This window comes from Streptomyces sp. NPDC042002, from assembly GCF_055588305.1.
Window position 1 is genome coordinate 127,568 of the sequence record NZ_JBVJCT010000020.1, and the last position, 23,887, is coordinate 151,454.

22 protein-coding genes are annotated in these 23,887 nt (G+C 70.2%); 10 read left to right on the forward strand and 12 right to left on the reverse strand.

All coding sequences use genetic code 11. The annotated features are described in order from the left end of the window. The first annotated feature begins 370 nt into the window (after positions 1-370). Positions 371-964 carry a GtrA domain-containing protein gene (locus ACZ6KY_RS26760; protein WP_469312831.1) on the forward strand — a complete coding sequence of 198 codons (594 nt, stop codon included), beginning with the start codon at positions 371-373 and terminating at the stop codon, positions 962-964. 224 nt (positions 965-1,188) lie between these two features. Here ACZ6KY_RS26760 and ACZ6KY_RS26765 read toward each other — a convergent pair whose 3' ends face one another. After that, a complete protein-coding gene (locus tag ACZ6KY_RS26765; protein ID WP_469312832.1) occupies positions 1,189-1,512 on the reverse strand; it encodes an acyl carrier protein in 324 nt (107 codons plus the stop codon). A gap of 561 nt (positions 1,513-2,073) precedes the next feature. On the opposite strand from ACZ6KY_RS26765, the gene ACZ6KY_RS26770 reads away from it, so the two are divergent. The 5 genes from ACZ6KY_RS26770 to ACZ6KY_RS26790 all read left to right on the forward strand — a co-directional run bounded on the left by ACZ6KY_RS26770 (position 2,074) and on the right by ACZ6KY_RS26790 (position 6,992). Continuing rightward, on the forward strand, positions 2,074-3,108 hold the full coding sequence (locus ACZ6KY_RS26770; RefSeq protein WP_469312833.1) for a M29 family metallopeptidase: 1,035 nt from the start codon (positions 2,074-2,076) through the stop codon (positions 3,106-3,108). Positions 3,109-3,119: 11 nt separating this feature from the next. After that, positions 3,120-4,274 carry a M29 family metallopeptidase gene (locus tag ACZ6KY_RS26775; protein WP_469312834.1) on the forward strand — a complete coding sequence of 385 codons (1,155 nt, stop codon included), beginning with the start codon at positions 3,120-3,122 and terminating at the stop codon, positions 4,272-4,274. Between the two features lie 36 nt (positions 4,275-4,310). Then, on the forward strand, positions 4,311-5,618 hold the full coding sequence (locus ACZ6KY_RS26780; protein WP_469312835.1) for an MFS transporter: 1,308 nt from the start codon (positions 4,311-4,313) through the stop codon (positions 5,616-5,618). Beyond that, the gene (locus ACZ6KY_RS26785) at positions 5,615-6,292 is read left to right on the forward strand and encodes a 2OG-Fe(II) oxygenase (protein ID WP_469312836.1); all 678 of its coding nucleotides are present in this window, start codon (positions 5,615-5,617) and stop codon (positions 6,290-6,292) included. Before ACZ6KY_RS26780 ends, ACZ6KY_RS26785 begins: the two co-directional genes overlap by 4 nt. 196 nt (positions 6,293-6,488) lie before the next feature. Continuing rightward, a complete protein-coding gene (locus ACZ6KY_RS26790) occupies positions 6,489-6,992 on the forward strand; it encodes a hypothetical protein (RefSeq protein WP_469312837.1) in 504 nt (167 codons plus the stop codon). 139 nt (positions 6,993-7,131) lie between these two features. Here the strand turns inward: ACZ6KY_RS26790 and ACZ6KY_RS26795 are convergent, their stop codons facing one another. Then, positions 7,132-7,890 (reverse strand): thioesterase II family protein, encoded by a 759-nt coding sequence (locus tag ACZ6KY_RS26795; RefSeq protein ID WP_469312838.1) that lies wholly within the window; start codon positions 7,888-7,890, stop codon positions 7,132-7,134. A 291-nt stretch (positions 7,891-8,181) separates the two neighbouring features. On the opposite strand from ACZ6KY_RS26795, the gene ACZ6KY_RS26800 reads away from it, so the two are divergent. Further along, complete coding sequence (locus tag ACZ6KY_RS26800; RefSeq protein WP_469312839.1) at positions 8,182-9,759, forward strand: acyl-CoA carboxylase subunit beta; 1,578 nt, start codon at positions 8,182-8,184, stop codon at positions 9,757-9,759. A 77-nt stretch (positions 9,760-9,836) separates the two neighbouring features. On the opposite strand, the gene ACZ6KY_RS26805 is transcribed toward ACZ6KY_RS26800, so the two are convergent. The 10 genes from ACZ6KY_RS26805 to ACZ6KY_RS26850 form a co-directional block, all read right to left on the reverse strand. Continuing rightward, entirely contained in the window at positions 9,837-11,066 is a 1,230-nt protein-coding gene (locus tag ACZ6KY_RS26805; protein ID WP_469312840.1) for an MFS transporter, read from the reverse strand. Between the two features lie 49 nt (positions 11,067-11,115). Then, entirely contained in the window at positions 11,116-11,868 is a 753-nt protein-coding gene (locus ACZ6KY_RS26810) for a phytanoyl-CoA dioxygenase family protein (protein ID WP_469312841.1), read from the reverse strand. Between the two features lie 145 nt (positions 11,869-12,013). Then, entirely contained in the window at positions 12,014-12,694 is a 681-nt protein-coding gene (locus ACZ6KY_RS26815; protein WP_469312842.1) for a TfuA-like protein, read from the reverse strand. Further along, positions 12,691-14,019 carry a YcaO-like family protein gene (locus ACZ6KY_RS26820; RefSeq protein WP_469312843.1) on the reverse strand — a complete coding sequence of 443 codons (1,329 nt, stop codon included), beginning with the start codon at positions 14,017-14,019 and terminating at the stop codon, positions 12,691-12,693. The genes ACZ6KY_RS26815 and ACZ6KY_RS26820 overlap by 4 nt, the downstream gene beginning before the upstream one ends. Beyond that, positions 14,016-16,004: an alpha/beta hydrolase family protein gene (locus tag ACZ6KY_RS26825; RefSeq protein WP_469312844.1), complete on the reverse strand. Its 1,989-nt coding sequence runs from the start codon at positions 16,002-16,004 to the stop codon at positions 14,016-14,018. Before ACZ6KY_RS26825 ends, ACZ6KY_RS26820 begins: the two co-directional genes overlap by 4 nt. Positions 16,005-16,008: 4 nt before the next feature. Further along, on the reverse strand, positions 16,009-16,920 hold the full coding sequence (locus ACZ6KY_RS26830) for a JmjC domain-containing protein (protein ID WP_469312845.1): 912 nt from the start codon (positions 16,918-16,920) through the stop codon (positions 16,009-16,011). A 4-nt stretch (positions 16,921-16,924) separates the two neighbouring features. Further along, positions 16,925-17,689 (reverse strand): JmjC domain-containing protein, encoded by a 765-nt coding sequence (locus ACZ6KY_RS26835; RefSeq protein ID WP_469312846.1) that lies wholly within the window; start codon positions 17,687-17,689, stop codon positions 16,925-16,927. A gap of 174 nt (positions 17,690-17,863) precedes the next feature. Then, a complete protein-coding gene (locus tag ACZ6KY_RS26840; RefSeq protein WP_469312847.1) occupies positions 17,864-17,995 on the reverse strand; it encodes a hypothetical protein in 132 nt (43 codons plus the stop codon). Positions 17,996-18,075: 80 nt separating this feature from the next. Then, positions 18,076-18,969, reverse strand: coding sequence for a transketolase family protein (locus ACZ6KY_RS26845; protein ID WP_469312862.1), 894 nt, complete (start codon positions 18,967-18,969; stop codon positions 18,076-18,078). Positions 18,970-19,030: 61 nt separating this feature from the next. Next, entirely contained in the window at positions 19,031-19,750 is a 720-nt protein-coding gene (locus tag ACZ6KY_RS26850) for a thiamine pyrophosphate-dependent enzyme (RefSeq protein WP_469312848.1), read from the reverse strand. Between the two features lie 138 nt (positions 19,751-19,888). Here ACZ6KY_RS26850 and ACZ6KY_RS26855 point away from each other — a divergent pair, with 138 nt between their 5' ends. The 3 genes from ACZ6KY_RS26855 to ACZ6KY_RS26865 all read left to right on the forward strand — a co-directional run bounded on the left by ACZ6KY_RS26855 (position 19,889) and on the right by ACZ6KY_RS26865 (position 23,729). Continuing rightward, positions 19,889-20,881, forward strand: coding sequence for an aldo/keto reductase family protein (locus ACZ6KY_RS26855; protein ID WP_469312849.1), 993 nt, complete (start codon positions 19,889-19,891; stop codon positions 20,879-20,881). Positions 20,882-20,898: 17 nt separating this feature from the next. Further along, complete coding sequence (locus ACZ6KY_RS26860; protein ID WP_469312850.1) at positions 20,899-21,450, forward strand: GNAT family N-acetyltransferase; 552 nt, start codon at positions 20,899-20,901, stop codon at positions 21,448-21,450. A gap of 599 nt (positions 21,451-22,049) precedes the next feature. Beyond that, the gene (locus tag ACZ6KY_RS26865; protein ID WP_469312851.1) at positions 22,050-23,729 is read left to right on the forward strand and encodes a glycoside hydrolase family 27 protein; all 1,680 of its coding nucleotides are present in this window, start codon (positions 22,050-22,052) and stop codon (positions 23,727-23,729) included. Positions 23,730-23,887: the final 158 nt, after the last annotated feature.

Here is a 23,887-nt window from a genome sequence, read left to right on the forward strand (position 1 = left end):
GGGAACGGGTTTCGATAGTCGCCAGGGCCAGGCGCACAGCCGGTCTCCACACCTCCCCCCCCCCCCCCCCCCCCCCCCCCCCCCCCCCCCCCCCCCCCCCCCCCCCCCCCCCCCCCCCCCCCCCCCCGCGCCCGCCCGCTGTAGCGTTCACCCTCCTTCATTGCAACAAATGGAGAGAGGGTTGTTGCATTAGAGTCAAAACCATTGCAACAATTTCATGCCTCTCACCTGTATGTATGAGAGTGATTCGCAATTAGTGAGTTGCCGTATCTGTGAACGCAACGTAGCGTTTCTAGTGCAGGAAAAAAATGGGGAACGGCGGCGGGGCGGGGCCCCGCGGGTCGGGCGGACGGACAAAGGGGTGGGGATCATGGGAACAGCACCGAGCCGGCGGCAGACCGACGCTCCCGGCGCCTTCACCGCCTTCGCCCGCTTCGTGTTCTGCGGCGGGGGAGTGGGGCTCGCCTCCAGCTTCGCCGTGGCGGCCCTCGCCTCCTGGATCCCCTGGGGCCTGGCCAACGCCCTGATCACCGCGGCCTCCACCCTCCTGGCCACCGAACTGCACGCCCGCTTCACCTTCGGCGCGGGCGGGCGCGCGACCTGGCGCCAGCATGTGCAGTCGGCCGGGTCCGCCGCGGCCACCTATGCGGTGACCTGCGCGGCGATGCTCGTCCTGCACCAACTGGTGGCGGCCCCCGGCGCGGTGCTCGAGCAGGCCGTCTACCTGTCCGCCTCCGCACTCGCCGGTGTCGCCCGGTTCGCGGCGCTGCGTCTGGTCGTCTTCGCACGCAGCCACACCCAGGCCGCGACCACCCCCGGCCGGAACCACCTCCCCGGCACGGCCGCCGTCGAGCGCAACCACGCGCCGGCCACGGCCGACCTCCGCACCGCCCGCCCCGCGCCCGTGACCGCGGCCCGTGCTGCGGTGCCGGCGGTCCGGGCGGGGCTCTGCCGCGCCGCCTGACCGCTTCGCCGCCCAGGTCGCGGAGCGGGATGCCGGCCCGGACATGGCGGTACGGCTGGGCCCGCGAATACCTCTTTGGCCGCCATGCACACGTACGACACCGCCCGCCGTCGCCGGACGGCGTCGAACGGCAGCCCGGTGTCCAACAGCTCCGGACCGGCTCCCGGCACGCGGATGCGGCCGAGCCCGGCCCCTGATGGGGGACGGCAAGGACGGTGAGCCTGTCAGGCCATGATCCACGGGGTCTGGCCGCGCGTCGAACTGCCCGCCGGGGACTGCCGGTCGGTGTCCCAGGCCGGCTGCAGGGCGGCCGAGACGATGCCCCACAGGTGGCCCGCCGTCAGGGTGCGCACCGGAACGGTGACCTGCCCGGCGAGGCTGACGCAATAGGCGGACTCCAGGGCGACGACGATGCCGATGAGGGCCATGGAGTCGAGCCCGTACGCCTCCAGCGGCACGTCGGCGGCAGGTGCCTTGTCCTTGCCCAGGCCGGGCAGACCCTGCCGGAGAATGGTCTCGAACCTCGCGTTCCACGGACGCTGAGCCATGGGTACGGACTTCCTTCCGGCTGCGGGGACGATCCAGGTCGCGCATACGGTTGCGCGTCGGCCTCCACGGTGTCCGCACCCACTCGAGCGGCCGTGGAAGGGCGTTGGAGCCTGACGCGCCCGCCCGCCTTTACACCCCGAACCCTCCCGGGGTCATACCTCCTCGCCCCCTCGCGGGAGGCGGGACCGGAACGAACCTCCACCGCGTCCACGGCCTGCCGGTCACCCGGACGTGAACACACCCGCAGGAAACCGACGCCGCTCCACCGCTCCCGTGACCCGCCGCGGCCACACCGGCTCGAGAGGGGTTTCCGGGACCGCTCAAGTTCTGTTCTAGGAGGCCATGGTTCTCTCATCCACGGCCGCCCCCGCGGCCACACCGAGAGCCATACGCATCCGATAAGGAGACAGCGCTATGAACCTTGAGATCACCGAGCCCCTCGAGCCCAACGAGAACGAGTCGCTCACCGAGTCCGACGACCTTCGCGTCCGCTCCACCGGCGACCACATCTACGAAATCGCTTCCTGACGCCAGGATCCCAACACTGTGAGGTGGGGCTTGTGACCGTACTGAACGAGGAAACCGGATACTCCACTCTGATGTGCCGGAGCGACGAGCCCCATCACACAGTGTTCCTGCACGACTTCCCGCTGTCGGACACCATGGTGACGAGCCTGCGCGGCGATCTCGCCGACGCCCCCACCACCGTCCACTTCGTGACCCTCGACGCCGACGCCGACAACGTCCTCGCCGCACTGCGCGAGGCCGGCATCGACCCGGCCGGCGACTATGTCTCCATCCAGCTCCTCACGCCGTCCTTCGACAACGCCGAGGCGGCCCGGAAGGTCTTCGAGCAACTGCCCCACGGGGACCTCGCCAAGATCGACCTGCCGCTCGGCGACGAGTTCGCCCCCGAGCGCGCCGAGTACCTCATCGACGTCATCCGCCGCAGCGACTACCGCGAACAGGCCGACGTGGCCGACCGGTTCTACCGCCTGCTGAGCTCCCGCAGGCCCTACCGCGTGGGGATCACCACCCGCGAGGGCGGCCTGGAGATCACCGACGACTCGGGCTGGTACCAGCTGGCCGGGCCGCTCACCCCGAAGGAGGCCCGGCTCGTGCCCGGCGGAGAGGTCGCCTACGTCGGCGGCGCCGTCTCCGGCACGTTCACCGTCGACGGCGCCCTGCTGGCCACACCGCAGCGCCCCGAAGCGGCCGAGGCCGCCACCGCCATGGCAGCGCTCGGCGGCCGGCTGTCGAAGGACCCGATCACCCTGCACATCGAGGCGGGCCGCGTCACCGCCGTCACCAGCCGCGGCAGCCTCGCCGAGGAACTGATCGCCCTGACACCACTGGACCGCTACGGCACCATCACCGAGGTCGGCATCTCCTTCAACCGGGCCTGCCACCCCTTCGTCCACGGATGGAACGCGGCGTCCAACGAAGGACGGCCCGGCGTCCACATCGCGATCGGCGGCGACCCCGACCCGGAACTCAAGGACTGGGCGCGGGCGGCGAAGCTGGTCCACCTGGACCTGATGGCCGCCACCACCGAGGTCGAGATCAACGGGCACACCTTCATGCGGACCGAGTGAAAGGGACCCCCATGACGACCCCCACGACCGGGCATTTTGCCCCGCTCCTCGACCCCACGCACCGGCCGCTGCACGCGCAGGAGGTGTCCCGGTTCGTCCAGGCGGCACTGCCGCGCTTCGACGACGGCCGCCGCGTCACCGTCGTCGGACTCTACGACCGGGACCTGCCGGAAGCCCTGTGGCAGGGCATCTCCGCCGTCCCCGGCGTCACGCTGCTCGCCTACGACCTGCGCGAGAGTGACCCCTCGGACCACCTGAAGGAGATCCTCTCCGCGCCGGACGCGGGCCACTTCTCCTTCCACGGCTTCTGCGAGACCCAGGGCAGGCCGACGTCCCGGTTCGCCAAGAACTTCGCCAAGTCCCTCTCCAAGGACAGCAGTTCCCCGGACGTCAGTGCCGACTACACCTCCTACGAGTTCCCCCGCCGCGACCTGCTGGCCTGGCAGGCGGAGACCGTGCTCGCGGGCCACTTCGCCGGTGACCCCGAGGCCCAGCGGCAGAGCGCCGACCGCTTCTTCTCGCTGCTGTCCCAACGAGGCGACGCCGGCGACTACACGGTGGAGGTGCTCAGCGGACCGGCCGACGAGCGGCGCCGGCTCATCGTGTCGGGCAAGCGGCCGTGGATGGAACTGTGCGGTCCGGCCGTCGTCGGAGACATACGGTTCGCGCCCGGCTGCGAGCTGTTCTGGAACGGCGCCGAAGTCGACGGCGACTTCCACTGCACCGGCGCCCTCAACCTGCTGCCCCTGGGCAACGAGTTCGACGACGCCCCCTACCGGCGGCTCCTGGAACTCGGCGCACGGCTGCCCGGCGAAGGCGTCGACCTGCGCCTCAAGGAGGGCCGGCTCGTCGCCGTCGACTCCCCCGGCACCCTCGCGGCCGCCTTCTGCGAGGTGTTCGCCCGCGACGAGGCGTACAGCACCGTCGTCGAGGTGGGCATCGGCCTGTCGCCCGCGGCCCTGCCGCTGATCACCTCGTGGGCATCGCCCACCAACGAGGCCGTCTGCGGCGTGCACGTCGGCTTCGGCGCGGACCCGGCCGACATCGACCGGTTCGCCACCCGTATCCACCTGGACTTCGTCGCCCCCGACGTCACCGTCCTGGTGAACGATCAGGTCTTCTACGAGAACGGGGAGTTCGTCCCCGCACCGACACCAGCGGCCTGACCGGGCGGCATCACGAGGGAGGGCCGGGCAGGCAGTATGGGCACATCGAAGACCACCACGGACCGCGCCGCACGAGCGGCCCGGTCCGGACCGCGGGAGAAGCGGTTCTGGTGCCTGTGGGGCGGCCAGACCGCAGGGCTGCTCGGGGACCAGATGGTCCCCATCGCGCTGGCCGCCTGGGTCGTGCGGAGCCCGCACCACACCGCCTCCGCACTCGGCCTGGTCCTGGCCGGCCGCGCCCTGGCCCTCGCGCTGTTCGTGCCACTCGGCGGCGTCGTCGCCGACCGGTACCCGCGCACCCACGTCATGATGGCCTGCGACATGGTCCGCTTCCTCGGCGTCGGTGCCCTCGTGCTCGTGCCCGCCGACACCCCGGCCACCACCCTCATGGCCTTCACGTTCGTGCTCGGCACCGGAGAGGCCTTCTTCCGGCCCGCGTTCCGCGCCCTCGTCCCCTCCCTCGTCGAGCCCGGCCGACTGGCCTGGGCGAACTCCATGACCAGCATCGCCACCACCGGCAGCGGCCTGGCCGGCCCCGCGCTCGGCGGTCTCCTCGTCGCCTTCGCCACCTACCGCGCGGCCCTCGTCGCCGACCTCGTCACCTTCGCCCTGTCCACCGCCACCCTGCTCTTCCTCGGCCGCGGCCGGGCAGCCGGCCCCGCCGCGGCCCGCGCATCCGTGCTCCACCAGGCACGCGAAGGCGTCCGTGTCGTCGTGCAGCGCCGCTGGGTGCTCGCCGTCCTCCTCACCGACATCTCCCACGTGCTGCTCGCCGTCGCGCCCTGGCTGGTGCTGCTGCCCACGATCTCGGTGCGGGAGTTCGGACCGCGCGGCTACGGCTTCCTGCTCGGCGCCTTCGCACTGGGAGGCCTGGCCGGAGGACTCGCCGTCATGCGGCACCGGCCCCGCCGCCCCGGCCTCACCGCCCTGGGCGCGCAGATCCTGTTCGTCGGGCCGCTGCTGACCCTGCTCGTCCCCGGCATCGGCCTCGTGCCGCTGCTCGTCGTCTACGCCGTCGCGGGCGCCGGCAGCGAGTACAACACCGTGCTGTGGACGGCGGCCCTCCAACGTGCCTATCCCGACCGGCTGCTGGGGCGCGTGATGGCACTGAGCTCACTGGCCAGCACCGTCCTGATGCCCGTCGGGCTCGCCGTCACCGGTGCGGTCGCCGCGGTCACCGGCCCGGCGGTGCTGCTCGTCATAGGCGCGGTGGTCATCGCCGCCACGACCCTCGCCGCTCTCCTGGTCCCCGGAGTGGCGCAGTTCGCAGACCCGGACCCCGAGGACCCGGACCCCGAGCCGGACCTCGGCCGCGTGCCACGCACGCAGACGGGAGCGTCATGACCACGGCCCTGCCCGATCTGTTGCACCCGCGGCTCCTCGCCGACACGGACGCCACAGCGGCCCAGCTCGCCTCCGCCTACCCCCTGCCCGGCATCGCGCTCGCCCCGGCCGTCCTCGCCGCCCCCACGCTCGCGACCGTGTGCCGGGCCGCCGAGCAGCACCAGGACGTACGCCCGTACTGCATCTACTCCGGGCCCGAGGAACCCGGCCGGGTCAAGGCCGAGTTCCGTACCTCCGAGCCCACCGACATCGTCCGCTCCCGACACCAGCGCCCCCACGGGAGCCTGCCCGAACTCGACCGGATCAAGGAAGAGCTGGCGGCACCCGAAGCGCTGGAGGCGTTCCGCCGCGTCAGCGGCCTCCCCCTGCGAGGCGTCAGGAGTGCCTCCCTCGCCTACTGGGGACCGGGCTCCTTCACCACACCGCACAACGACCACGGCAACGGAGCGAACCAGCTGGTGATGGTCATCTCCCTGACGGACGGCTGGCGCGCGGCCGACGGGGGCATGACCAAGTACTGGAACCCGGCCGCCGGCGGCTGGTTCGGCTACCGGCCGCAGCGCAACTCGGCCGTACTGCTGCGCCCCACCCGGGACGCCCGGCACTGGGTGGAACCGGTGGCGCACACCGCCCCCGAGCGCCGCCGCGTCACCTGGACCCTGGTCTTCGCATGACCCGCCGCCCCGCTCGCGCAGGACACGTGACGGCACCGAGGTCCCGTCACGGCACGGCCGGCCAGGCGTACGGCCCCTGCCATCACCGGACCTGCGGCGGCCGGACGGCGCCGGCGTCCGTGCCCTCGCCCTTCATGCCTCGGCGTTCGCCTGCGCCGCCGGCCGCACGGCTCATACCGACCTCGGAGGTCGCCTCGTGGACGTCATGACAGCTCTGCTCACCCGCCGCGCACCGGAGCGCCTGTCCGGCCCGGCACCCGGTGAGCAGGAACTGCGGTATCTGCTCAAGGGCGCGGCCGCGGCATCCGGCGAAGCCCCCCACCCCTGGTACTGGGTCCTTCAGAGCGACGACGCGGCGGCCACCGCGCCGCTCAGGGCAGCCCTGGTGCTGGCGCCCGCCCGCACACCGCACCTGTCGGGCGGCGAACGCACCCAGCGCGCCTACGCGGCCCTGCACGCCCTCGAACTGCTGCTGCACGTTCGCGGCTACGCCAGCTCCTGGCACTCCGCCGACCACGAGGAACGTCCCGCGCCGTCCCCGGTGCCGCTTCCCGGACTCTCCCCGGACGAAAGCCTGTTGGGCCTGCTGTCCATCGGCCGTACCGGCACGCAGCAGGACCGGTCCCGTCGCCCCCTCGCCGACATCACCGACCTGGTGTCCCGAAGCGTCCCACCGGCTTGGACGGCCGCGGCCGGGTGAGCTCTCCGAGGCAGTGCGCGGTGCCCACGACCGCGGCCGGTGCCGCGGCACCGGCCGGTCCGGCGGCGTTCTGCCCCGCCGCCTGACCATCGGACCGCGCACCGCGCCGGACCGCGAAGACTGCCGCCGCGCCGCACGGTCAGGAAGCGGCGGTGCCGACGAGCAGTGCCTCGGTGACGGCCGCGGCGACCTGGCCGACATGGTCGACGAGATAGAAGTGACCGCCCGGGAAGACCTTGAAGGCGAAGTCGCCGCCGGTGTGCTCCCGCCACGTCCGGGCCGTCTCGACCGGCACCATCGGGTCACTGTCCCCGATCAGGGCGGTGATCGGCACGGCGAGCGGCTCTCCCCCCTGCCAGCGGTACGTGCCGACGGCCCGGTAGTCGGCCCGGAGCGCCGGCAGAACCATCTCCAGGATGTAGGGGTCCTCGAGTATGGACCGATCGGTACCGCCCAGCCTGCGCATCTCGGCCAGCAGTTCGTCGTCGTGGAGGTCGCGGCGGACGCCGGCCCCGGCGTCCGGACCGCCCCGGCCGGAGAGGAACAGCCGCTGAGGGCCGGGCAGTTCACCCCGGACGAGCAGCCGGGCCGTCTCGAACGCGACGAGCGCGCCCATGCTGTGACCGAACAGGGCGTACGGCCGTCCGGGGTCCGAGGCCAGTTCGCGGTCCAGTTCCTCGGCCACCGCCTCCACGAGCGGCGCCAGGGTCGTGAACGGGGCCTCGGCGTACCGTTCCTGACGCCCCGGATACTGCACGGCCACCACGTCGAAGTCCGCGGGCAGCGTACGCGCCAGCTGCGCGTACGCCGTCGCGGAGCCCCCGGCGTGCGGGAAGCACACGAGCCGCGGCCCGTTCCCCGCGGTTTTGGTGAAGCGTCGGAACCAGATGCTGCTCACTGCCGGTGCATCCCTTCGTCCGTGCCGACCGGGGGGCCGAACCGACGGCGGGCACGCAAGGAGCCCGCCGGTGCCCTCAGGGGGGTGGGGCGCCGGCGGGTTGTTCGGTGCCCCACGAGGATTCACGGTCCTCCGCAGCGGAGCCCACGCCCGAGCGTCCCGCCCCGCCCTCGAAGGGCGCTCGCAGCACGGCGGAGAGCCGAGCGGCCGACGTCGTCCGTCGCTCTAACCGGCTTCGAGCGGCCCGGCGGAGGCTGGTCGGTGGTTCATCGACGGCCGGAAGGGGAGTTCATGACCGCGGTGGAGGACAAGCCGGCGGGCCGGCGGCGCGGTACGGTCGCCGAGCTCGAGGCCGTACGTGACGCCGTACGCCTAGGGCCCGGCTCCAAGGCCACCGAGGTGCAGCACGCCAAGGGCAAGCTCACGGCCCGGGAGAGGCTCGGGCTCCTCTTCGACGACGGCCGGTTCACCGAGGTCGAAGGACTGCGCAGACACCGGGCGAGCGGCTTCGGTCTGGAGGACAAGCGCCCCTACACCGATGGTGTGGTCACCGCCTGGGGCCGGGTGTTCGGACGTGTCGTCTTCGCGTACGCCCATGACTTCAGGATCTTCGGGGGCTCTCTCGGTGAGGCGCACGCCGAGAAGATCCACAAGATCATGGACATGGCCGCCACCGCCGGAGCCCCGATCGTGGGCCTGTGCGACGGTGCCGGGGCACGTATCCAGGAAGGGGTGACCGCGCTCGCCGGGTACGGCGGGATCTTCCAGCGCAACGTCCGCAACTCCGGGGTCATCCCGCAGATCAGCGTCGTGATGGGCCCCTGCGCGGGCGGGGCGGCCTACTCCCCGGCGCTGACCGACTTCGTGTTCATGGTGCGCGGCACCTCGCAGATGTTCATCACGGGGCCGGACGTGGTCAAGGCCGTCACCGGAGAGCGGATCAGCCAGGACGATCTGGGCGGCGCCGATGCCCATACCCGTCTGTCCGGAGTCGCCCAGTTCGCCTACGACGACGAGGAGGGCTGCCTCGCCGACGTCCGCCACCTGCTGTCCTTCCTGCCCGCCAACAACCGTGAACTGCCCCCGTCGGAACCCTGCGCGGACCGGCCCGACCGGCTCACCCCGGCGATGTCCGACCTGGTGCCGTCCGACCCGAAACGCGCCTACGACGTGCGCGGGGTCATCCAGGAGTTCGCCGACGCCGGCGACTTCTTCGAGGTGCACGAGGCCTGGGCGCCCAACGTGGTGTGCGCCCTGGCGCGCCTGGACGGTCATGTGGTCGGAATCGTCGCCAACCAGCCCGCTTCGCTCGCCGGGGTCCTCGACATCGAGGGCAGCGAGAAGACGGCCCGCTTCGTGCAGATGTGCGACTCGTTCAACATCCCGCTCGTGACGCTGGTGGACGTGCCGGGATTCCTGCCCGGCGTCGGCCAGGAGCACGGCGGCATCATCCGGCACGGCGCGAAACTCCTCTACGCGTACTGCAACGCGACGGTCCCCCGCGTCCAGCTGATCCTGCGCAAGGCGTACGGCGGCGCGTACATCGTCATGGACTCGCGCTCCATCGGCTCGGACCTCTCGCTGGCCTGGCCCGGCAACGAGATCGCGGTGATGGGGGCGGAGGGCGCCGCCGACGTCGTCTTCCGGCGCGAGATCGCGGCCGCCGCCGATCCCGAGTCGGCCCGCGAGCAGTACATCAAGGAGTATCAGGACCAGCTCATGCACCCGTACTACGCCGCCGAACGCGGCCTGGTGGACGACGTCATCGACCCCGCCGAGACCCGCGTCAGACTGATCGACGCGCTCGCCGTGCTGCGCACCAAGCACGTGCCGCTGCCCTCGCGCAAGCACGGGAACCAGCCCCAGTGACGTAGGGGGAGCCGCTGTGCCGGGCGCAGGTCATCGACCGCTCGGTCATGCCGGCAGCCACCCTTGTGCGACATCCTTCAGACGGACGACGGAATCAGGTCGTCCTTGCGAGCTCGGTGCACAGCGGGGGCGATTGCGGTCGTGCCGACGAGGAATGCCAGGCACAGGACGAGCCAGCCGTACGAGCCGTGGTGGATCACGAGGAAGGAGACCACGGCCGGCCCGATGGTCGCCTGGGCGACCGTGTGGAGGTGGAACGCGCCCAGGTACTCTCCCCGTGCCGCCTCGGGTGCGAGTCCGAAGCCGAGACCGAACGCGCTGGCCGACTGCCACAGTTCGGCGAACGTGACCAGGAGGACCGCTGCCAGGGCGAACCCGCCGGCGACCCATGCTGTCGTCACGTTGCCGACGGCCAGGGCGAGGCACGCTGCCACGCTGATCAGCCCCGCCTTGCGCGCCGCGCCGACGGCGCCGTCCAGGGTTTCGGAGCCCTTGGCACACCGCACTTGGAAGAGCACGACCAGGATCGTGTTCAACACGAAGACGACGGGGACGACGCTGCGGGGAAGCTTGTCGCTGGTCACGAGCCACAGCGGTATGCCGACCACGAGGACGGCGCTGTGGAGAGCCAGAAGGCTCGACGCGCCGATGACGCCGAGGAAAGGCGTGTCCTTCAGCGCGCGGAAGCGGGACGTGCGTTCGGTCTTGGCCGGTAGGGCGCGGGTGAGGGGCAGCCGCAGCACGATCACCGCCGCCAGCAGGAAGGAGAGGGCGTTGCCCAGGGGCAGCGCCTGCATCGCGGCGCCTCCGACACCGATCAGCGCCGCCGCAGTCAGGGCACCGATCGAGAAGCCGACGTTGAACACCGAACGCAGGGCCGCGCGTGCGCTGACCCGGTCGTCCTCCGGGACCAGCTCCGCGATCAGGGCGTGGAACAGGGGGCCGCTGCCCCATTCGAGCGCTCCGATCACGCCCACCACCGGGAAGAACGCCGGCAGCGAATCGACCGCCGGGTAGAGGCAGTAGACCGATCCGATCGCCAGCAGGGTGAGGAACAGCAGACGCCGAGTCCCGATCCGGTCGGCGGCCATGCCCATGAGCACGCTGGAGACGAATCCGGAAAGGCCCGCGAAGGAGAGGCCGAGGCCGACCTGCGCTGCGGGAAGACCGGCGACCACGATGAAGTAGACGGCTGAACCGGACAGGAAGATCCCGCCGCCCACACTGTCGAGGAAGTGCAGCAGGCCGAGCGTCCGTGCCGGTCCCTTCAGCGATGCGTAGTTGTTCCGCACGAAAGAAGCGATCACGTTGAACTCCGTGGCGTGGGGGGCATTGTGCGCCTGTGGCGGACCGTCCTCACGGGAGCGGGGGGAAGTCGTCGTCCGGGAAGGGAACTCCTGCGGTGATGCCGGCGGGCTCGATGACGGGCTCGCCGCCGGCACGCTTGCGGGGGTCGTAGCGCGTCTGGGCGTCCATGTAGACGACCACGTGGGCGATGCGTGGGTCGTCGGTGCGGTTCGGGGATGCGCTGTGGGCGGTGAAAAAGTGATGGAAGGTGCAGTCGCCGGCCCGCAGGGGGACGGTGACGCGTGGTTTCCAGACCAGCTCCGGAGCGGCCCGCATCAGGTTGTCGGCGTCGCGCAGGTCTTGGCTGTGCCGGCCGTCGAGGAGGTGCGAGCCGGGGATGAAGGTCATGCAGCCGCGTGTCGCGGGGACGTCGACGAGGGCGACCCAGGCGGACAGGGCGTGCCGGCAGTTCAGGTGGGGCCAGTAGGGCTGGTCCTGGTGGAACTCGGTGGGGGCGCCGTTGTGCGGCTCCTTGATCATCAGATGGTCGTGGTAGAGCCGCAGCGGGAGCTCGGCCAGGGCGGTGGCCGCGGCGGCCAGGACCGGGTCGAGGGTGAGCTCGCGGAGGATCTCGTCCTGCCGCCACAGCTGCATCACGTGGGTGAACGCCGGATCGGGGGGACCGTCCTTGTGGCGGTCCCGGGCCGCCAGCGCCGCCTTGGCGTAGCGGGCGGCGTCGTCCTTGCCGATGATGCCGGGGATGTGGACGAACCCGTTGCGCCGGTAGGCGGCTATCTGTTCTTCGGTCACGGGGTGGGTCACGCGGTCCTCCTGCCTGAATCCGGGGAGCGGGCCCGGGCCTGCGTGCGGGCCCGGGAGCTCAGGTGGGTGGGGTTGCGTCCCAGGGGGACGGCGTCGACGCCGGTGCGCTGTCTGCCGACGCCGTCCGCAGGGCACGGATCGTGTCTCAGGACGACAGTGCCGCCCGGACGGCTTCCAGAGCGTCGAGCCGCTTGCGGTCCCAGCGGTCGAGGTGCTCGGCGGCGAGGTGTTCCTCCAGAGCCGTTGCGGCGTCCGCGGGAAGCCCGCGTTTCCACTGCTTCAGCAGGACGGGGTGCCGTCGGGCCCGAAAGTTGACGGACCGTGCGATCTCCAGCGCGGTGTGAGCCTCATCGGTGGAGAGGTCTCTCTCCCTGACCCGCTCGGCCAGCAGCCAGCGGATGTTCACCAGGGGAATCGTGACGGGCGTGTAGTCCTCCGGGTCGTAGAGGAGCGCCACCTCGCCGTCGGACTCGATCGAACCGTTCGCGTACCGCTCGTAGACCCAGCCGCTGCCGGTCATTCCGATCGTCCGGCACTCCGCGGCCCGCAGGGCGCCCATGGAGGACGCGCCGGTCAGACGGTGCCCCGCGAACAGAAGGGCTCGTACCTCGGTCACGCTGACTGCGAGGCTCTGGCCGAATTCCCCGTCCAGCATCACGATCCCGCGGGTGGGCTCGGTGCCGATGAGGGACGCCAGGTCGTGGCGGCGGACCGGCGGGCGCAGGTCGAGGACCCGGTCGCGGTCCTCGGCGAGTCGGTGCAGGTGCGTCAGGTCGGCGGGGCGCAGCGATGGGCCCGCGAACACCGTCACGGTGGAGGCGCTCATGACAGGGGCTTCGCGAGTCCGGCCCGCACCATCTCGCGGTGCAGGCGTGTTCCCAGTCGGGCTGGATCGTTGTGGTGGACCTCGAGTCCGGGAACGATCGCCTTGGTCACCGAGAAGGGAAGGCCTTCGGGGGCCAGTTCCGTGGCGAGCACCAGCGGGAGCCCGGCGTGCGTCAGTCCTGCCAGGACCACGCCGAGGTCGCCGTCCGTCGTGCCGGTGCTGGCGCTTTCGACCACGTCGAAGTCCGCCGTGGGCCGTCCACCGCTCCACATCCTGAACATCTCCTGCAGCGCTTTGTAGGACGAGTGCCGGCGGTAGGCCTGAGCGGTGAAGTCCTCGCGTGCGCCGGCGATGACCGCGAGCCTCGACTGGGCGGCCTCCGTCAGCGCTCGGGTCACCGCGACGACCGGATCGAGATGGCAGCCGGCACCGCCGTTGAAGAGCATTCCGTCCGCGGCCTGTGTGTCATCGGTCGTCGCGAAGAAGGTCGGCACCCCGATCTCGTTGGCGTAGGCGAAGACCTGGACCTCGATCCTGATCCGCTGGAATCGCCCGACCAGTTCCCGGGCCGCGTCCGGCAGCGAGGACAGCCGGATGTTCCAGCCGCTCTTGAGGGTCTCGCCGAACGCCGTGCAGTCGTGCTCGATGGTCTCGAGCAGCCCGTGCAGCAGGGCTTCCTGCGGACTGTTGCCCACGGCGAGGCCGATGGTGTTCGACCGGAACATCCCGCACTCGTTCGGGAACGGGACGAAGACTGCGAGGGCGGGCACCAGGATCTCGACGTTCGACGCCAGTTCTCGCACGGGCCACCAGGCGATGGACGTGTCCTTGGTCCAGGTGTGGCCCCGCTTGAGGATCAGACGCCGCGGGTCCAGGACCGGGACGCCCGCGTCGCGAAGCTCGCCGTACGACGCCCGCAGCGGGGGCTCACCGGCCCGTTGTTCGCACCAGGTTCGTTCGATCGCCTCCATCATGGCCGACACCCGGGCCGCGGCCGGGGTCGTGCCCTTGCCGCTGGTCACCGTGTTGAGCCCGGGGGCAGCGGTGGGACGGAAGCTGTTGAAGACCGGGATGCCGAGGTCGTCGAGTTCGGTGACGTCGGCGATCCGGGTGATGCCGCACCGGGTGAAGGAAGCCCGGGCCAACGCCTCGGTCTCCTGCAGTGTGCGGGTCCGCAGGGAGGTGCCACAGGCGGTGGCGGGCGCGTCCCCGGAAGGCGGGAACCAATGGGCGCGATCGAGGCTCGCAGGCGAGCCCGCAGGAACATCCCCTGTGGGAGCACCCGTACGGGGCCCTGTGGGGATGTCGGTGGCAAGGATCGTCATCTGATGCTGAGTTCCTTTCGGGCTGGTCGGCCGCCGAGTGTCTCGCGGCACACGCGGGCCACCCACCGGTGCCAGGCGGCCGCGTTCGCGGGCCTGATGATGCTGTGCCTCTCGTCGGGGACGAGCATGAGCTCGACGTCCACGCCCAGGGCGTCCAGCGTCCGGTAGATGGCGCGGGATTCACCGACCGGTACGTGCGTGTCCTCGCACCCGTGGGACAGCAGCACCTTCGTCCGCGCCGGGAGCGCCTCCAGGGAGAGGCTCTCCGAGCGGTAGGAGGGTGACGAGTCCACCGGGCCGTACTCGCGCAGCCAATGCCAGTGCAGGTCACACGCTCGTGCGACCGCCGGGAAGTCGGCCCAGCCGCAATGGCTGACGATCAGGCGCGGGTCGCGCAGGAGGGTTCCCAGGGCCAGCGACAGGAAGCCGCCGAAGCTCGCTCCCATCACCGCCACACGATCGGCGTCCAGGCGCGGATCGAGCAGCGCGTTCGTGACCTGCCCGGCGGCCACGGCGGCCACTTCGGAGGTCCACTTTCCCCATCCCCGTTCGATGGCGTCCTGGCCGTACCCGACCGACAGGGGCGGGTCGGGCATCAGGACCGCGTACCCGTCGGCCACGAACGGCCATGGGTTCCATCGCCAGGACCAGTCGGTCCAGCTCAGCATCGGTCCGCCGTGGCACCAGACCAGGACGGGCAGTTCCCGCTCGGCGTGCTCGGGCAGGCAGAGCCAGCTGCTCCATTCGACGCCGTCGGGTGCCGTGTAGGTGAGGCGCTCCAGCCGGCCATGGGCAGTGGCCGCGGCTGCCGGGGCGAATGTCTTCGTCCGGGGAACATGCGGCGAGGTGAGCGTGAGGCTGACGACCGAGGGGGGTGAGGCGATGGAGGAGCGGACGACCAAGGCCTCGTGCGGGCCGGCCGTCACGGAGAGCACCGAGCCGCCGGTGTCGACCCGCGTGACGACGTCCTCGTCGACGGCGACCCGCCACAGGTGGCGCTGCCCGTCCTCCTCGCCGGTACACAGCAGGTTCTGCGGGTCCTGCCAGGCGCGGGGCTGGAGCCAGTCGCGGTGGTCCTGACCGACTTTGCGCACGACGAGGCCGTCGCTCGACACCAGGGCCGCTTCCTGGCGGGGCGCGGTCCCGGGAACCGCGATCCGTTCCGCGGTGCAGGCGAACCAGGTGCCGTCCGGGGACGCGATCACGTCGCTCAGGTCATCGTCGGCCCAGACCTGCCGGGCGTCGTCCGGCGCGCCGGGGGAGAAGACCAGCAACCCGTGGCGGCGGTGTCCGCCGGGGAGGAAGCGGACGAGCCCGGCGGCGCACCGCCGGCCGTCGGGAGTCAGGGCGAGTTGGCCGGACAGAAGGGTGTCGTGGCCGAGTGGCGTGTTCAACAGTTCCGGGCCGGTGGTGTCCGTGTCCAGGGACACGGCGACGAGCTTGAGTACCTCGGTGCCGAACCGGTGGCCGGAGCGAGGCCAGAGGTCGCCGTCGACGGTCACCGCAGTCAGACCCTGCCGGGCCGGTTCCTCCCGGAGCTTGCGGTCCGAGGCGAGGGAGTCCGCCTGTGCGTGGAGCCAGACGGCCGCGACGGCCGTCCCTCCGGCGGCGGCGTAGCAGACCACGTCACGGGCGGTGCCGAGCAGTGCTTGCGGCTCTCGCCCCTCGCGGTGTCGCCAGAGTGATCGGCCGCCGACAGGATCCGGCGTCCGGGGGCGCCTGTCCGAGAGGAACAGATAGTCGTCGTCGCCGATGACGGTCACCGACGAGGCGCCCGCGTGGGCGTGCAGCAGGGTCGGTCCGTCGGCGCGGTCGAGCGAGTAGCCCAGCACGAAGGGAACGAGATCGGGCCGGCTCGTGCGCTCGATGTCGGATTCGACGAGGAGACGGCTGCCGAGCCGGTGCGCCCTCTTGAGCCGCTGCTGTGCCCTGATGAGGTCGAACAGGGCGGCCCCGGCGGCACCTTCGGTGGTGGGCTCGCTCACGGTCCTACGCCCTGCCTTCCCGTTGCCGAAGCCGCACGGCCTGCTCCGCCAGCGCTCCGTGATCGTGGCCGGTCAGATGGGCGCGCAGTTCGGTACGGAGCCAGGCGGCCTTCTCCGCGGGGGATCGGAAGTGGTGCGTTCCCGCGATCTTCGCTGCGGCTGAGCCCTTGAGGAACTGGGCGAGGGCCAGCTCGGTGAGATCGCGGGCCGTCGGCTGCTGTAAGGAGATCACCAGGTGGAGCGCGTCGGTGCCGGCCGGGGATCCCTGCCGCACCTGTCCCGCGGGGACGTAGAGGACGTCGCCGGTCCCAAGGACGCTTTCGTCGGCGTGCTCGCCCTCGCCCACGACCCAGCGGGTCCGGCCGTCCAGTTGCACGACGAGGGCGTGGGCGCTGTCGTTGCGGGCCGGCACGCCGTCGGATTCTGCGGCCCAGAGGTAGGCGTCGGTGGCGACCTGGGCACGGCATTGGCCGCGCAGCATGTCGACCAGGGCGCCGATTTGGGCGTTCCAGTCCTCCAGCTGGCTCAGCACGAAGACGTGGCCGCAAGCGACCAGCGCTCGCACCGCGGCAGGCTTCGCGTACCCCGGGCGGGGCTTCGTCTGGACGATCCGGGTCTCGGACACGCCCGAGCCCGTGGGAGTGGTGTCGTCCCGAAGGACGCCGAAGTAGGGTCCGGCCAGCCCGCCGCAGTCCAGCTCGCGCCATACGCCCGCCATGGAGAGCAGCGCCGTCGCCGATGCGCAGGTGAAGGTGGCCGTCCGGTTCCCCCATACCTCGGTGAGGAACGACTCGGCGTCACCGACGAGGTCGGCGAGGTTCCCGGGCGCGTGCGTGAGCCTTTCGGTCCGCGTGTTCCCGTCCGTTCCCGAGGACGTCGCGGTCACGTCTGTCCGGGAGGAAAGGTCGGTCGTCATCGGTTCAGGCCCTCCGGTTCCGCATGCGCGCCACGGCGGAGTTCACGAGTGCATCCGGATCCATCCGGTCCAGATGGTCGAGCAATCCGCTCATCACCGCCTCGGTCTTGTCCTCGATGGAGATGCCGGAGGTGGCGGCCTCCAACCGGTCTGCCGCGTCGCCGAAGTCCTCCATCAGGGACTCGACGAGCTCCAACGGGGCCGGCTCCGTGAGGGTCAGGGTCAGATGGAGCGAGGTGCCCGTACGAGCCGTCGCGACGTGCGGGATGCCGTGCGGCAGGTAGAGGACGTCCCCGGGCTCCATGACGAAGGAGTGCGAGTGGCTGTCCGCGTCCAGGTCGGGCAGGAGCCCGCCCCGGGAGTCGACGTTGTCCGGGGTGTCGTAGATACGCCATTCCTTGGCGCCCGCGATCTGCAGGGCGAGTACGTGGGACGGATCCCGGTGCGGAAGCATGCCGGTGTTGTCGCACGGGGTGTAGAAGACGTAGGCCTTGAGCTCCGCCGGAAGCCGGCTCTCGATCTCGTCCATGAGCTGTCGTGTCGGCAGGTGCCAGTCCTCGAGCTGGCTGAGCTTCATCGTGGCGCCGTTCTCGAGGAGGGCGCGGACCTTCCGGGCGTCGGCGAAGCCGCTCATGCCCTGGCCGCGGACGTTCCTGGTCCGCGTGAAGTCCGAAATCGCGGGCTGGATCCCCTCCTTCAGGAGCATGAAGTACGGCCAGCGGAGCAGGCCGACTTCCAGTGTTTCCTGAAGGGCTGCCTCATCCAGCATTCCCGTGACGGGAGAGGCGTTTTTGAAAAAGCCGTGCTTCTTGTTCCAGAAAGTTCCCATGAGATCGACTTCGTCAATGAGGCGAGGAAGTGGATGCAGAGTTCCCATGAGAATCCTTTCGGTCGGATGAGCCGTTCGGAGACGGCCTTCAGGCCGTCTCCGAACGATGCGCTGTCAGGCCTCGTTGATGACGCCGATGACCATCGGGCGGTCGTGGCTGGAGAGCTCTGCGACCTCGGCCTCAGCCTCGGCAGCGGAAAGGACGGCCTCTTCGGTGGTGGCGGCGAGCTTGTCGTTGATGGACATTTGATTTCTCCTTCTCTGGTTTCCTGAATTTCCGTCGGGTGACGGTTCGGGGAATAGTAGACGAGAGAGCGGACGGCACGTCAAGAGGAAATAAAGGAAATAATTCTCTGACGCATACCCGCCGGGCCGAGGCCGTGTGCGATGGAGTGCTGGCGCGATGATCCGTAGTTCCGGAGTTCTGCTTTGGCGACCCCGAGAGCGAGGATCCGATGCGGTACGTCCATCAAGGCATGGGATATCTCGGCCGTCGAAGTTCCCGCCAGATAGGGTTCGACCAGGACGACAGAGGTCACCGCTTGTCCGCGTAGCGCGGCGCGCAGTCCCCCGGCGTCGAAGGGGCGAATCGTGGCGGCATAGAGGACTGTGACGTCGAGCTGTTCAGTGGCCCGCAGTACGGAGTCGGCCACGGGGCCCACCGCGATGACCGTCGCCCGGCTCCCACGGCGCAGGACCCGGAATCCCGGCCCGGAACGCAGGCCGTACGGCTCGGAGTTCGACTGGTTGGACAAGCGGACATAGACGAGCCCGTCGCCCGTCGCGGCCTCGCGCAGTTGCGCCTCGGCCTCGTCCGGGTGGCCCGGCACCTGGATGGTCCAGCCCGGGAGCGTCGACAACAGCGCGACATCGCCGGGCGCATGGTGGGAGCGGCCACTGCTCGCCATGTCGTAGGAGGCACCGGCGCTGACCAGGACCGCACCCACGTCCTGGTGGTTCAGGTCGATCTTGATCTGCTCGAAGGGCCGCTCGACGAGGAAGGGGGCGAAACTGTGGGCGATCGGCCGCATTCCCGCCAGCGACAGGCCTCCCGCCACACTCACCAGCAACTGCTCCCTGATACCCAGGTTGAGCACGCGTTCGGGATGGTTCTCCTTGGCGGTGCCGAACAGGCCTGCGGTGAGATCGGCGGTCACCAGGGCGAGGTTCTCGTGGACGTCCAGCAGTTCCGTCGTGACGTCGACGAAACGCTGACGCATGATGCCGGCCAAGGACACTCCTCTGGATGTCTCGAGGTCTGGATGTCTTTGAGATCGGGGGTCAGCGGTCGGCCGCAGCACCCACGTCGGCGACGACCAGGCCGGGCCGGCCCGCATGCGGGGCGGTGAAAGCCTCTTCCAGGGCGTCGTGGTCACGGCCGTCGACCCGACGGGTTGCCCAGCCCTCGCACGCGAAGCGCGACTCCAGACCGCCGGGCCAGCCCTGGGTCGCCGAGTGGTTGTCGACGACCACGACGTTCAGCCGGTCCAGACCGGCACGTGCGGCATAGGCGACCGCCTCGTGATTGGACCCTTCGTCGAACTCGCCGTCACCGAGCAGGACCCAGACACGGGGGTCCGTAAGCCCGCGCGCCCGCAATCCCAGCGCCGTCCCCACCGCAAGAGGCAGGCCGTGCCCCAGAGATCCGCTGGAGATCTCAACACCCGGAACGAGCGTGCGATCGGGGTGATGGCCGAGCGGTGACCCGAACGCGCCGAACATGTCGAACAGTTCGGGTCCGAAGAACCCCTTGGCGCACAACACCGCGTAGTAGGCCTGGGGGCCGTGGCCCTTCGACAGATAAAAGCGGTCACGGTCCTCACACAGAGAGGGATCGACGGACAGGACCCGGTCGTAGAGCACCCAGAGTGCGTCCACCGTCGAGGTCGCAGCCTCGGAATGCTTCTCGTCCCCGATCATTCTCGACATGAGCCCCGAGAGGTCCTCGTACCCGTACAGGCCCGACTCCGCATTCCGTTGCCGGGTCAGTTGGTCGCGCATGATCACCCTCTCGAAGGTCAAGTAAGAACGAACGCTCGCCTTTGCTCGATCTCGGCCGTTCAATTATGCGTTGGTCGAATCGAGTCTCACTTGAGCCGTGCTGCTTGGTGACGGGGGCCGGGCATACACTTCCGCTCCATGAAGCATCGACCACTTGGACGCAGCGGGCTGAAAGTCAGCGAAATCGTGTACGGAAGCTGGATCAGTTATACAGAGGCTTCCGCCGAACGAATCGCCCGAGAAGCCCTGGAACAGGGCATCACGACCTTCGACACTGCCGATGTCTATGGCGGAACTCAAGCGGAAGTCATGCTCGGCCGTGCGTTGGCGAACACGCGCCGGGAATCCGTCGAGATATCGACCAAGGTTTTCTCCCCGATCGGTCCGGGGCCCAACGACCGGGGCCTGTCCCGCAAACACATCATGGAGGCGGCACACGGTTCGCTGCGGCGCCTGGGGACCGACTACATCGACCTCTACCAGGCACACCGCTTCGACGAGCGGACCCCTCTCACCGAGACCCTGCGCGCCTTCGACGACCTGATCCGGCAGGGAAAGGTGCTCTACGTGGGCGTGTCGGAATGGACCGCCGCCCAGATCTCGGAGGCTCTCGAACTGGCCGACCGCATGGGGCTCGACCGGATCGTCTCCAACCAGCCCCAGTACAACCTGCTGTGGCGAGTCATCGAGGAGGAGGTCGTCCCGCTGTGCGAACGAGAAGGAATCGGCCAGCTTGTCTGGTCGCCGCTGGCCCAGGGACTGCTGACGGGCAAGTACCTCCCCGGTGAGCGGCCTCCCGCCGGATCGCGCGCCGCAGGCGCGGCCGCTTCCCAGTTCGCCGCGGGGGCACTGACCGACAACGTGCTGAAGCGTGTCGCCGAGCTCGGCGAGGTCGCCTCGGACCTCGGCCTGACCATGCCTCAGCTGGCCATCGCCTGGGTGCTGCGCAATCCGAACGTCGCGTCCGCGATCGTCGGCGCCACCAAGCCCGAGCAGATCACGCAGAGCGCCACGGCCTCCGGGATCGAACTGGACGACGAGACCGTCGAGCGTATCGACCAGATCCTCGGCCCCATCATCGAGCGCGACCCGCGCAAGACCCCCTCGCAACCCACCGACTACGGCAACTGACAAGGGAGCACAGCATTTTGAGGTCTACGTCGATCCGGTTGATCGACCCCTGCGACGGCCCCGCGCTGGCCGAGTCGCAGACACGGGACAGACAGGCGTACGCACGCTGGCTGCCCGCGAGACCCGAGGAGTTCTACACACCCGACGGGCAGGCCGCAGTCATCACGTCACTGCTGGAGTCCCACGCCAAGGGGCTCACGTGGCCCGGTGTCGTGGTCTGCGACGGGACCGCCATCGGACAGGTCACCATCAGCTCCATCCTGCGCGGACCGTTCCAGAAGGGATTTCTCGGCTACTGGATCGCCTCCCGTCACCAAGGGCTCGGACACACCAGCCGTGCTGTCGGCATGGCATTGCGGATCGCCGAGGACGAGCTGGCCCTGCACCGCCTGGAGGCGCACACCCGACTCGAGAACCTCGCCTCCCAGGCGATCCTCCGCAAGCACGGCTTCCGTTCCTGGGGCATTGCCCACGAGCATTTCTACGTGGACGGCGCCTGGCGCGACGAGCTCTTCTGGGAACGGAGGCTGAACGGAGGACCGGCGGCCCCGGGGCTGCCCTCACGCTGACAGCACCGCGGACCACAACGACCAGACGCGGTCGGCGATGGCCTCCGTGCGTCCGGAGGCACGGAGGCCATGCTCTGCGCGCCCCACACCCAGGCCTCGAGCCTGCGGTCGCCAGTCCGTGCTCCGTACGCTGCGGCGCTGTCGAGGTGCACGCGGGCGCCGCTGATGTCGTCCAGATGGTAGGCGAGATCGCCCGGCAGAGCGGACAGCCATCCCACCTGCTGCCGTACGCCTTCGCTGTCCGGTCCGCTCTTCAGCGCCGGGGTGAGGACGGCCGGTCACAGCGGCAGCCGACTGCTGTCGCCGCTGCTCACGGTCTGGTCGACGACGGCGCCGATGAGTACCGGCGCCAGAGTTTCGCTCCGGTTGCTGTGTGCACCCTTGACGGGGCCTGTGTGGACTGCGACGGTATGGCCCGGCATTCGCACAGAATCCAAAACTTTTCACCCTTACCCATCATGCGTCTTTGTCATCCCCTTCGGCTGTTCTCACACCTGACGCGGGGTCACTCAAGTCTGTCCGCGAGTCTGAGTGCCCATCGGGTAGCCCCCATCCGAAAGAAGGACAACGTGCGCCTCCATATGCCCCGCCCGCTCCACATGGCCCGCACACTCCGGACACGCCGCGCATTCCACCCTGAGTACGTCTCGGCCCGCACCGGCGGCCGCCGTAAGCCCGCCCGCAGACGCGCCGGTACCGCGGTCGGCACCGTCCTGGCCCTGCTCATCGCTCCAGCCGCCTGGGTCCTGGGCGCCGCACCACAGGCCGACGCGCTGCCCAACGGGCTGGCCCTGACCCCGCCGATGGGCTGGAACAGCTGGAACAAGTTCGGATGCAACGTCACCGAGCAGAAGGTCGAATCCGTCGCCGACTACCTGGTCTCCTCCGGGCTGGCCGCGGCCGGCTACACCTACGTCGACATCGACGACTGCTGGATGGCCGGCAGCCGCGACTCCGCCGGCCGTCTCGTGCCGGACCCCGTCAAGTTCCCGGACGGCATCAGCGGCACCGCTGCGTACGTGCACGGCAAGGGCCTGAAACTGGGCATCTACGAGAGCGCGGGCACGAAGACCTGCGCCGGCTACCCCGGCAGCCTCGGCCACGAGCAGACCGACGCGAACAGCTTCGCCTCCTGGGGCGTGGACCTGCTCAAGTACGACAACTGCAACGACGACGGGACCCCGGCCCAGCAGCGCGACACCACCATGCGCGACGCCCTGGCCGGCAGCGGCCGCGCCATTGTGTTCAGCCTGTGCGAGTGGGGCGTGGACAACGTATGGACGTGGGGCGCGGGCGTGGGCAACATGTGGCGCACCACCGGCGACATCAACGACAGCTACGGCTCCCTGCTGTCGATCTTTCACGCCAACGTCAAGCTGGCGCAGTATGCCGGCCCCGGTGGCTGGAATGATCCCGACATGCTCGAGGTCGGCAACGGCGGCATGTCGTTCACCGAGGACCGCAGCGAGTTCAGTCTCTGGGCCGAGATGGCCGCCCCGCTGATCACGGGCAACGACCTGCCCAACTCCACTGCCGCCACAGCGTCCATCCTCGGGGACCGGGACGTCGTCGCGGTCGACCAGGACGCGCTCGGCAAGCAGGGGGTGCAGGTGTCCTCCGCCGGAGGCCTGGACGTACTGGCCAAGCCGCTGGCCGGCGGCGACGTGTCGGTGGCGCTGTTCAACGAGAACTCCGGCGCGGCCACCATCTCCACGACCGCGTCGGCGGTCGGCCTGCCCACCTCGCCCGCCGGCTACAGCCTGGACAACCTGTGGTCGCATGTGAAGACCACCACCAGCGGTGCGATCTCCGCCACCGTGCCCGGCCACGGCACGGTCCTGTTCCGGGTGTCCACCGGCTCGGCCACCAGCACCGGCACCACGCACGCCCTCGTCGGCGCCTCCTCGGGCCGCTGCCTCGACGCGTTCGACAACCAGACCGCGCCCGGCACGAAGATCGAGATCTGGGACTGCAACGGCGGCGCCAACCAGAAGGCCGCCCTGACCGCGGCCGGTGAACTGCGGCTGTACGGGGGCACGCAGTGCCTGGACGCCACCGGCGCCGCGACCACCGCGGGCACCAAGGTCGAGCTGTGGACCTGCGACGGCGGCACGAACCAGCAGTGGCGCCTGAACGCCGACGGCACGATCACCGGCGTCCAGTCCGGCCTGTGCCTCGACGTCACCGGCGGCGACCAGCCGGCCGGCAACGTCAACGGCACGCAGCTGGAGCTGTGGGACTGTAACGGCGGCGCCAACCAGCAGTGGCGCCTGAGCTGAACGAACCGGGGCACACCGCGAGTCCCTTCGCACCGTCTCGGCCCACCGGCCTGCGCCTCCGCATCTTTCTGGCCCACTGGACCCAGCGGGCCGGCTCGACCACCCGGTTGCTTCTGATGTCCACTGCCGTACGCGAAAGGTGCGAGTCGCTGCTGGGG

Coding starts and splice junctions, on each gene's coding strand:
- ACZ6KY_RS26760 (WP_469312831.1), top strand. CDS start 371: ATGGGAACAGCACCGAGCCGGCGGCAGACCGACGCTCCCGGCGCCTTC.
- ACZ6KY_RS26765 (WP_469312832.1), bottom strand. CDS start 1,512: ATGGCTCAGCGTCCGTGGAACGCGAGGTTCGAGACCATTCTCCGGCAG.
- ACZ6KY_RS26775 (WP_469312834.1), top strand. CDS start 3,120: ATGACGACCCCCACGACCGGGCATTTTGCCCCGCTCCTCGACCCCACG.
- ACZ6KY_RS26780 (WP_469312835.1), top strand. CDS start 4,311: ATGGGCACATCGAAGACCACCACGGACCGCGCCGCACGAGCGGCCCGG.
- ACZ6KY_RS26785 (WP_469312836.1), top strand. CDS start 5,615: ATGACCACGGCCCTGCCCGATCTGTTGCACCCGCGGCTCCTCGCCGAC.
- ACZ6KY_RS26800 (WP_469312839.1), top strand. CDS start 8,182: ATGACCGCGGTGGAGGACAAGCCGGCGGGCCGGCGGCGCGGTACGGTC.
- ACZ6KY_RS26815 (WP_469312842.1), bottom strand. CDS start 12,694: ATGAGCGCCTCCACCGTGACGGTGTTCGCGGGCCCATCGCTGCGCCCC.
- ACZ6KY_RS26820 (WP_469312843.1), bottom strand. CDS start 14,019: ATGACGATCCTTGCCACCGACATCCCCACAGGGCCCCGTACGGGTGCT.
- ACZ6KY_RS26830 (WP_469312845.1), bottom strand. CDS start 16,920: ATGACGACCGACCTTTCCTCCCGGACAGACGTGACCGCGACGTCCTCG.
- ACZ6KY_RS26835 (WP_469312846.1), bottom strand. CDS start 17,689: ATGCTGGATGAGGCAGCCCTTCAGGAAACACTGGAAGTCGGCCTGCTC.
- ACZ6KY_RS26840 (WP_469312847.1), bottom strand. CDS start 17,995: ATGTCCATCAACGACAAGCTCGCCGCCACCACCGAAGAGGCCGTCCTT.
- ACZ6KY_RS26845 (WP_469312862.1), bottom strand. CDS start 18,969: ATGCGTCAGCGTTTCGTCGACGTCACGACGGAACTGCTGGACGTCCAC.
- ACZ6KY_RS26850 (WP_469312848.1), bottom strand. CDS start 19,750: ATGCGCGACCAACTGACCCGGCAACGGAATGCGGAGTCGGGCCTGTAC.
- ACZ6KY_RS26855 (WP_469312849.1), top strand. CDS start 19,889: ATGAAGCATCGACCACTTGGACGCAGCGGGCTGAAAGTCAGCGAAATC.
- ACZ6KY_RS26865 (WP_469312851.1), top strand. CDS start 22,050: ATGGCCCGCACACTCCGGACACGCCGCGCATTCCACCCTGAGTACGTC.